This window comes from Micromonospora sp. NPDC050417 (assembly GCF_044458865.1).
In the GTDB taxonomy this organism is placed as follows: Bacteria; Actinomycetota; Actinomycetes; order Mycobacteriales; family Micromonosporaceae; genus Micromonospora_G.
In genome coordinates this window covers 1-8,402 of record NZ_JBITIH010000052.1, presented here as the reverse complement: position 1 = coordinate 8,402, position 8,402 = coordinate 1, and the positions used below count along the sequence as shown (strand labels likewise).

The 8,402-nt window shown below is 68.0% G+C and carries 5 protein-coding genes; all 5 read right to left on the bottom strand.

What is annotated here, in order from left to right:
• Positions 1-1,098: 1,098 nt before the first annotated feature.
• On the bottom strand, positions 1,099-2,706 hold the full coding sequence (locus ACIBF5_RS32415) for an MFS transporter (RefSeq protein WP_396816707.1): 1,608 nt from the start codon (positions 2,704-2,706) through the stop codon (positions 1,099-1,101).
• A gap of 127 nt (positions 2,707-2,833) precedes the next feature.
• A complete protein-coding gene (locus ACIBF5_RS32410) occupies positions 2,834-3,433 on the bottom strand; it encodes a GNAT family N-acetyltransferase (protein WP_396816706.1) in 600 nt (199 codons plus the stop codon).
• Positions 3,434-3,609: 176 nt separating this feature from the next.
• Entirely contained in the window at positions 3,610-5,307 is a 1,698-nt protein-coding gene (locus ACIBF5_RS32405) for a fatty acyl-AMP ligase (RefSeq protein WP_396816705.1), read from the bottom strand.
• Positions 5,308-5,319: 12 nt separating this feature from the next.
• Positions 5,320-8,013, bottom strand: coding sequence for an aminotransferase class III-fold pyridoxal phosphate-dependent enzyme (locus ACIBF5_RS32400; RefSeq protein WP_396816704.1), 2,694 nt, complete (start codon positions 8,011-8,013; stop codon positions 5,320-5,322).
• Positions 8,010-8,270, bottom strand: a complete 261-nt coding sequence (locus ACIBF5_RS32395; protein ID WP_396816703.1) for an acyl carrier protein — start codon at positions 8,268-8,270, stop codon at positions 8,010-8,012. The genes ACIBF5_RS32400 and ACIBF5_RS32395 overlap by 4 nt, the downstream gene beginning before the upstream one ends.
• Positions 8,271-8,402: the final 132 nt, after the last annotated feature.

Sequence of the window (8,402 nt, the reverse complement as noted above, 5' to 3'; positions counted from 1 at the left end):
CAACCGCAGTTGACCGCCATCAAGAACCCTCAAACCATTATCGGTCACCGTAGTCATAATGCCGCTTCCTGCTTGAAGAATCGCGCCTCGACCGCGCGCCCACATTCTCCCCGCCCTTATACCTAAACTCGGCGGAACACTACCGCACGCTACCATCTGATTGACGTCCTGCAATCCGTTAATTCTGCACACCCCACCGTGTGCTTCGCACGCACCGTGCGAAGAGGATGATTCATCCGGAATTCCAAAGAACCACTCTTGAGTATCCTACCCAACCGATAGGAAATGGTTCGGCCTCAGTTTAGTCACGGTTTACCAGCCTCGGGCGCGCACCCACCGAATGGTCGCGAATCGTCGTCACGATACCCCCGGGCCCTTCGACATCAGTCGAGCGGGCGTACCGGCGTCGCAAGAAGATTGAGATGTCAACGGGCAATCAATGGTTACCCGGCGTAACGGACAATGCCGGATCGACGATGAGGGCCACCTCGCCGCACCTCACCCACTTGGTACGCAATTGTCCACTCAAACCTTGCTCGGATCTGCACGGCGTATAGCATCCCCGTCAACCAAGGTGCCGTACGAGTGAGAAAGGTTGTTTGCCCCCGGAGCCGTCTCGCATAGACGGGCTCGAACCGCCGCAAGTGGCGTACCGTCGGCTCCGGCTCCGGCTCCGGCTCCGGCTCCGGCTCCGGGAAAGCGTCTGGCGATGACCGCGTCAGGGGTGGACCGGAAGACGAGCGACGAACCGAGTCCTGCCGTTGCGAATGCCCGCACAGGCGGTTCGTCGGGGAGACGCTGCGTTCTTACTGCGAGCCGCGCGACTGCCCGCCGCGCGTCCTTTCCTGCCGGCTCCGCACCCGGGACCGGGGTCGGCCTCGCGAGCCGACGAACCTGGGTACGGCTCGACAGGGCGTCGTCCCGGACCGAGATCCATCGGTACGGGACGACGCCGCGCTTTCCGTGCCAGGCGCCGGGCAGCCGATCCCGTACGGTCGCCTACCGGTCCGCGGGCACCGTCATCACTGCTGTCCCAACGGAAAATCGGCACTACTCCCGCCGCCGTGCACTCCGGCGGGAGTAGTGCCGATTTTGAGATCACACCGATGTCTTCTCGGGCTCCCGAGACTGCCGGCTGACCCGGCTGCTGTCGACCGCGAAGGTGATCACCGCGAGGACCACGGAGACCGCGCCGATGACTGTGCCCAGGGTGACCATGGCATTCAGCGCGTCGATCGACGCGTGGTCGGCGACCCGGGCCAGCGCGGGCACACTCTCCTGGAACTGCGGCGGCACCGCCTCGACCACCTGGTGACCGGAGGCGGCCCCCACCTGCTCGACGAACTGGTGCTTCAGATCCTGCGGCACCGCATCGGAGCCGGGGAGCGCCGCAAGCCCGGACTCCGCCTTGTCCCGTGCGACATGGCTGAACATCGCACCGAGCCCGGCGATGCCGATGGCCATGCCGACCTGCCGCAACGTGCCGAACGTGGCACTGGCCATGCCCGCGTTCTCCTGCGAGGCGAAGGTCAGTGACGCGGCCTGACTGGTTGCAGTGAGCGAGCCGAGGCCGATGCCGCCGACGAGCATGCCGGGCAGGAAGTGGGTCCACTCGCTGTCGTAGCCGACGTTGCCCATCAGGAACATGGCCACGGTGACCAGCACCATGCCGACCGGCAGCAGCACCTTGAACGGTACGCCCTTGGCGAGGATCGCGGTCAGCAGCGCGGCGATCATCGCGGTGATGCTGAGCGGCACCACCCGGAGACCCATCTGCAGCGGCGTGTAGCCAAGCGTGCCGATGAAGAACAGCGCGAGGAAGTTGGTCGCGGCCATCAGCGTGGCCATGTGCGCGACCGAGATGATCGCGGTACCGGCGAACCCGGGCTTCCTCGCCATCGAAATGTCGAACAGCGGGTGCCTGGCTCGCATCTGCCAGCTCAGGAAGGCGATCAGCAGCAGGACAGCGATGACGATCAGAGCGATGATCTCTCCCGACGACCAGCCGAGCGAGTTGCCCTGGGTCAGGGCGAACACACCGGCCACGAGGCCGCCGGTGAGCAGCAGCGAGCCGAGCCAGTCGGCCCGGCGGTCGGGGGTACGCGCCGACTCGGGCATCCTCAGGGCTACCAGGATGATGACGATGCCGATCGGCACGTTGATGCTGAAGACCGAGCGCCAGCCGAATTCGGTGACGAGTGCACCGCCGACGACTGGGCCTGCGACGGTCGCGCCCGCCATCACGGCGCCGTAGATGCCGATCGCCTTCGCCCGAGCCGCACCCTCGGGAAACGCGACCGACAGCAGCGGCAGCGCGGTGGCGAACAGCATGGCAGCCCCGACGCCCTGCACCGCGCGCAGGATGTCGAGCTGCACGATGGTGTCCGAGAACGTCAACGCCAGCGATGCACCGGTGAACACGGCCATGCCGGTCACGAACATCCGCTTGCGCCCGTACCGGTCACCGATCGTGGCGAAGGTCAGCACGAGGCCGGCCAACGGGATCGAGTAGGCGTCGATGACCCACTGCAGCCCGTCGATGGATGCCTCGAAGTCCGAGCGAATGTCGGCGAGCGCGGCGGAGACGATGGTCGCGTCGAGCATCAGCATGAAGATTCCGACACAAACCGTGAGCAGCACCAGCCCAGGCCGGCGTGGAGCATCGACCAGTGGCGCGGTGCGCGCGGTCGCCGCAGTCGAGGACATGAACTCTCCCTGGGAGTCGAGCGTTGGTGGCAATTGGGGGAAACCTTGCACATGGTCGGTGCCGGCACTGGTCACGCTGGAGGCGCACCTGACCGAGGAGGAACAACCGCAGACACAGTGTGGTGATTTATCGCGCGTCGCGCCACATGAAACTGGTATTGATGCCGAGGATTTTCTCTTGAGAGACCACCTTGAAGCCAAATCTCTCGTAGAGCACGACGTTGCGGTCGACATCCGCTTGCAGAAAGGCGGGTGCCCCCTGCTGATCAACTTCAGCAAGGAAGGAGGTCAGCAATGCCGATCCGACCCCGTACCCCTGTTGCTCTGGGTGGACGGCGATCGGTCCGATGTGCCAGTGCGCTTTGCGGGGCTCGTGTTTGGCCCTCCCGCCGATGAGTTTCAGCGCGCGCCCCATCGCGAAGCCCAGGGTACGGACTTGCGAGGGGGCCGCTTTGATCTTTTCGCCTATCGTCATCTGGCAGTGGGGCCATTCCGCAGCTTTCAGCACGCCGGCGAGTTCGCCTTGCCGTTCGGCACCGAGCACGTAGCTGAAACGGTGTCCGAGCTTGACGGTACGCGCCGCCTGTTCCATGATGCGGGCCGCCTTGTCCTGGTTGCCGCCAGCGACAGCCAGGTTGCTCGGATTAACGGCGAAGGCAAGCCCGACTATCCGGCTTGCTTCGTCCATCTCGGCTGCTGGTACGGGCCGTACGATCACATCGCTCATGTGCCAACCTCCGGGTTCGATCGCCGGGATCAACGTCATTGTGTGTCCCGACGTGGTCTTCACTGCGTACTCCCGGCCCGACGGCGGCGGGCCCGACGGCGGACAACCGATGTCCTCGCCTGCCGTCGCTGCCCCGACGGCGCCGCGCGGAAGGAGACTGGGTGGGGGCTCGCCTCTCAGGCCCGTGAGGGCGACCGTCCCTCCACGAACAACCGCCGCGCTTTCGACCGTTGCAGCTTTCCGCTGGTGGTCTTGGGGATACTGCGTTTGGGTACGACATGCACCTCGGCCGCGGCGACGCCGGTCCGCGAGCTGACCGCGGCCCGCACGGCCTGGCGGAGTGGTTCGTGCTGTTCGGCGGGCAACTGCGACTCGACGATCAGGTGCAGCTCCTCGGAGTCGCCGTTCTCCGGACGGTGCCCGACCGCGACCACGGTGCCGAGACGGACGCCGGTCACCGATTCGGCTGCCTGCTCGAAGTCCGACGGAAAGTAGTTGGCGCCACGGATGATGATCAGATCGTTGGCCCGCCCGGTGATGCGCAGTCGACCGTCCCGCAGGTAGCCGACGTCGCCGGTCTTCCACCAGTCCGGCTCGGCGATCGCCGCGGCGGTCTCCTCGGGGAGGTCGAAGTAGCCGATCGTGCGCGCCGGGCTGCGGAACTGGATGTCGCCGATCTGGTTCTCCCCCAAGGGGTTGTCGTCACGGTCGACGATGCGGACCTCGGTGCCCACGATGGGTGTACCGCAGGCGACGACTTCCAGCCCGGTGGTGTCATCCGGGTCGACGTCGATCGCCCGGCCTTGGACGACGGCGGCGATACGGTCGATGCTGTCGACCGTGATGGGCTCGTCCGGCTGGGCCATGCTGATGGTGAGGGTGGCCTCGGCCATGCCATAGCAGGGCATGAACACGTTCTGCCGCAGACCCCATGGTTGGAACCGGTCGAGGAAACGGCGGATGGTGCCGCGGCGGATGGGCTCTGCTCCGCAGTGCGCCATCCGCCAGGACGAGAGGTCGACGCCCTCGAGATCGCCGTCGCGTACCCGGTCGGCGGCGTAGCCATAGGCGAAGTTGGGCGCTGCCGCGACAGTTCCGCCGAACGCGCTCATGTTGCGCAACCACTCGGCCGGAGCGCGGAGAAACTGCGTGGGTGGCATGAGCACGCTGTTGCTTCCGGTGTAGACCGGATACATGATCCCCGATATGAGCCCCATGTCGTGGTACAGGGGAAGCCAGCTCACCACCGTGTCCTCGGGCGACCAGCCAGTCGCGGCGACGTTCTGCGCCAGGTTCGCGGCCAGGTTCGCGTGCGAGATCATGACGCCCTTGGGCCTGCCGGTGGATCCGGACGTGCACTGGATGAACGCCAGTTCGTCCTCGCCGGGCATACGGATCGGGTGCAGGGGCGCGTCGGCAGAGGTGGCGCGCGTCTCCAGCGCATCCCCGTCGATCAACACCGTGTCGGTGATGTCGCCGGAAGCCTCGATCATCCCAGCCTTGGCGATGATCGCAGCCGGCCGCAGGTAGGCCAACAATTCCTTGAGCTGGCCGTCGAATCCAGCCGCGCGTCCGAAGCTGGCGGGCACCGCGATCGCGGTCGGGGCCGCGCCCAGCAGTTGGCATCCGAAGAACGCGGTGACGAAGGTCCAGTTCGTCGGTAGGCAGAACAGGACCCGGTCACCGGGGCCGACGCCCTGCTCGGCGAGGGCCGCCGCGCAGCGGGCGGCGTTGTCGAACACCGCGTCGTACCGCCGCGGCTCGGCCCGCCCCGGTTCCGGTAAGAGCGTTATCGCCGAGGCGTCGGAGCTGCGTTCCGCCTGCGCTGCCAACGCGTGCAGGATAGTCGGAAAACGCGGGAGAACTGCGTTCATCTGAACTGCTCCTCAAGAGTCGGTCTGGGTGACGGCCCACGGCTGTGTCGAGACGTCGTCCGAGGTGATACGAGCGGGGTGAAACCCGTGTCGATTGGCCAGTTCACGTGCGGCCAGCGCACCGGCGACGGACAGGCCGCCGTAGGAAGGGCTCGGTGTCGCGGCGTCGAGTCCGAGCAGGATGGTCTCGGCCATGCAGGAGTAGACAATGCCCGGCGGCAGGGTGATGCCCGGGAAGTGCGGGGTCTGCCCGCCGGGAAGCTGGATGCGGCCCCCGGACACGAGGGTGACATTCGGCAGGCCCGCTACCGCCGGATGCGCGTCGCCGGGCACCGCGAGGTCGCAGACCAGGACATCGCGGTCGGCCGCCAGGTGGGCCGGCAGGATCACCGGGTCGGCCGAGTTGGTCGCACTCACCACGATCGGGCAGTCGCGCAGTGCGTCGAGGTCCTCGGCGACGGAGACGTCGACCCGTTCGGCCAGGCGGTTCGCGACCGCCGCGAGCCTGCGTCCCGAACCGGGCCTGCCGACCAGCACGAGCGACTCGCAGTGCGGGGCGATCAGGTCTGCCATCACCGCGCCGATGTTGCCGATCCCGCCGACCAGCCCGACCCGGCGTGCACCGGACCCGCTTCTGGACAGGTGGCGTTGGAGCAGGTCGTAGGCGCAGGCGGCGGTGAGCGAGTTGCCCGACGTGATCCGGACGTCGTGCTCGACCACGTCGCCACCGGCGTTGGTGACGATCGAGGTGTAGCCGCCGAGTCCGACGACGTCACCGCCGAGCGCGACGCCCAGTTCCACCGCGTCGAGCACCAGCCGGCGCAACCAGGGCCGATGCCCGCCGCGCAGCGCGTCGACCGCCTGGGCTGCGGTGAACGGCACCGCCACCACGCTGAGATCGACGACGTTCCCGGCATCCGAGGCCACCCGGCGCCGCACGACCTGGAACGGATGGAGATCGCCGCGCATCCGGTCCAGCGCCGCCGTGCACTGACTGTCCGACCACTCCGCCAGTTCCGGGGCCAGGGACCGGATGGTGGACGCGCTGTCGAGGTTGGCGAGGAACACCACGTGCGGCACGCCGACGCCGTGGTTCGTTCGTTGGCCGCGCCGGGGCAGCGGGACGTGCTGGCGCGGCCGCCAGGCGGCGGTCGGGGGCACGGTCAGGTGTTTGAGCAGCGTCGCGTAGTCGCCCTTGGCGACCAGGCCCGCCACGTCGTCGAACGCCGCGACGACCCGGTCGACGTCCGCGCGTTCCAGCAGGGCCGACGGTTGCACGCGGACGGTCGTGGGAGCGGACAAGGTGGGCATGACCCGGATGCCGTGTGCGTGCAGCAACCGGCCCGCGATCAGAAGACCGAGCGACTCGGAGTCGAACACCGCGCGCAGCAGGCGCGACTCCGGCCGCGGCAGGCGGAACTCCACGCCCATGAGCAGCCCGCGACCGCGAACCTCGACAACCGCCTCCGGCCACCGCGCCGCCACCTCGACAAGCCGGTCGCGCAGCTCCGCGCCGGTCGCGGCGATCCGGTCGCGGTAGCTGTCGTAGAGGTCCAGCGCCGCCGCGGCGATCTGCGCGGAGAAGTCGTCCTCGGCGAAGGTGGACGTGTGGTAGCGGCCGAAGTCGGCGACGTAGCGACCTGTGGCGACCATCATCGCGGAAATCTTGGCCAGTCCACCACCGAGGGACTTCGACAGCAGGTAGTAGTCGGCGACCACGCCGGACGGCTCGGAGGCCAGGAACGTACCGGTTCGGCCCATGCCGCACTGGATCTCGTCGAAGACCAGCACCGCGTCGTGCCGGTCGGCCAGCTCACGCAGGGCGGCAAGCGTCTCGGCCGGGACCTCGCGCACCCCCGCCTCGCCCTGGATCGGCTCGGCGAAGCAGGCTGCCACCGAAGACTGGTTCCGGACGACGGAGTGCGGCACGCCGTCGGCGTCCACGACCACCGTGCAGACCTCGACGAGCCGATCGTCGAGTGCCTCAACCACCGCCTGCGGCGTCCAGTCGTGCAACCGCACGCGCCGGGGGCCTGGCACGTGCAGGTCGTCGGGCACGTTGGAGCCGTCCGTCAGCGTGCCCGCCGCAGTCGTCTTGCCGTGGAAGGCGTCGCGCAGCGAGACCAGGACGGGCTCGGCCCGCAGCATCTCGGCGACCTTCTCGACGGCCTCCCCGCCCACCTCGCCGCAGGGTCGCCCTGCGGCAGGCCCGGTCGCGCACGGGGTGTCGGCGACGCCGTCGCGATGCAGCCGCCGCAGAGACCGCTCGAACTCCTCCGCCAGCGCGCCGAGCCGCCTACGCCGCTCGACCACGGCGTGCTTCACTGCGGCCTCCACCGCGTCCGCTCCGGTGCTGCCGAACGTCACGACGTAGTCCGCGCCGGTGGTGGCCTTGACAAGCGCCGACAGCTTCTCGGCCAGCACGGCTGCCCCCGGGCGGATGCTCGCCTGGGCGTTGAACGGAACCTGCTCGTCCAGGCACTGCCGGGCCACCTCGACCAGTGCCGGATGGTTGTGCCCGAACAGCGACGCGCCCGCACCGCCGACCAGGTCGAGCACCTGGTCGGCGGTCCCTGTGCTGTCCACCGGCTCCCGGGTCAAGTAGTCGCCCTGGGCGCGGCGGTACGCCACGTCAAGGTTGAGCGCCTGGAAGAGGCGGGCCACCTCGGGCCGGGCGTAGCGGCCGAACCTGGGGTCGGTGCTCATGCCTCTCCGCTCCCGGTCCCGGCTCGCACGGTCCTCGACGCGGCGACCTGGGCGGCGACGTCGCGTAGCGTCTGGATCGACGCCGCCTGCTCGTCGGAGATCTCCACGTCGAAGACAGACTCCATCTCGACAATCAGCTCGATCGACCGCACCGAATCCAGGCCGTAGTCCGCGAGCGGAGTGTCCGGGTCCAGCTCGGGCACCTGCAGCCGACGACGGAACAACTCGTCGACGACTTCGAAAACATCGCGATCCATTGTGTTCCCTTCCCCCCGGGCTCTGCTGCCCGACAGGTGGTCAGGCATGCGATTCGACCTCGTTGACGAACTTGGCCACCATTGCCTGGAAACCCGCCGAGTCATCAAGGAACGGCAGGTGACCCGCACGCG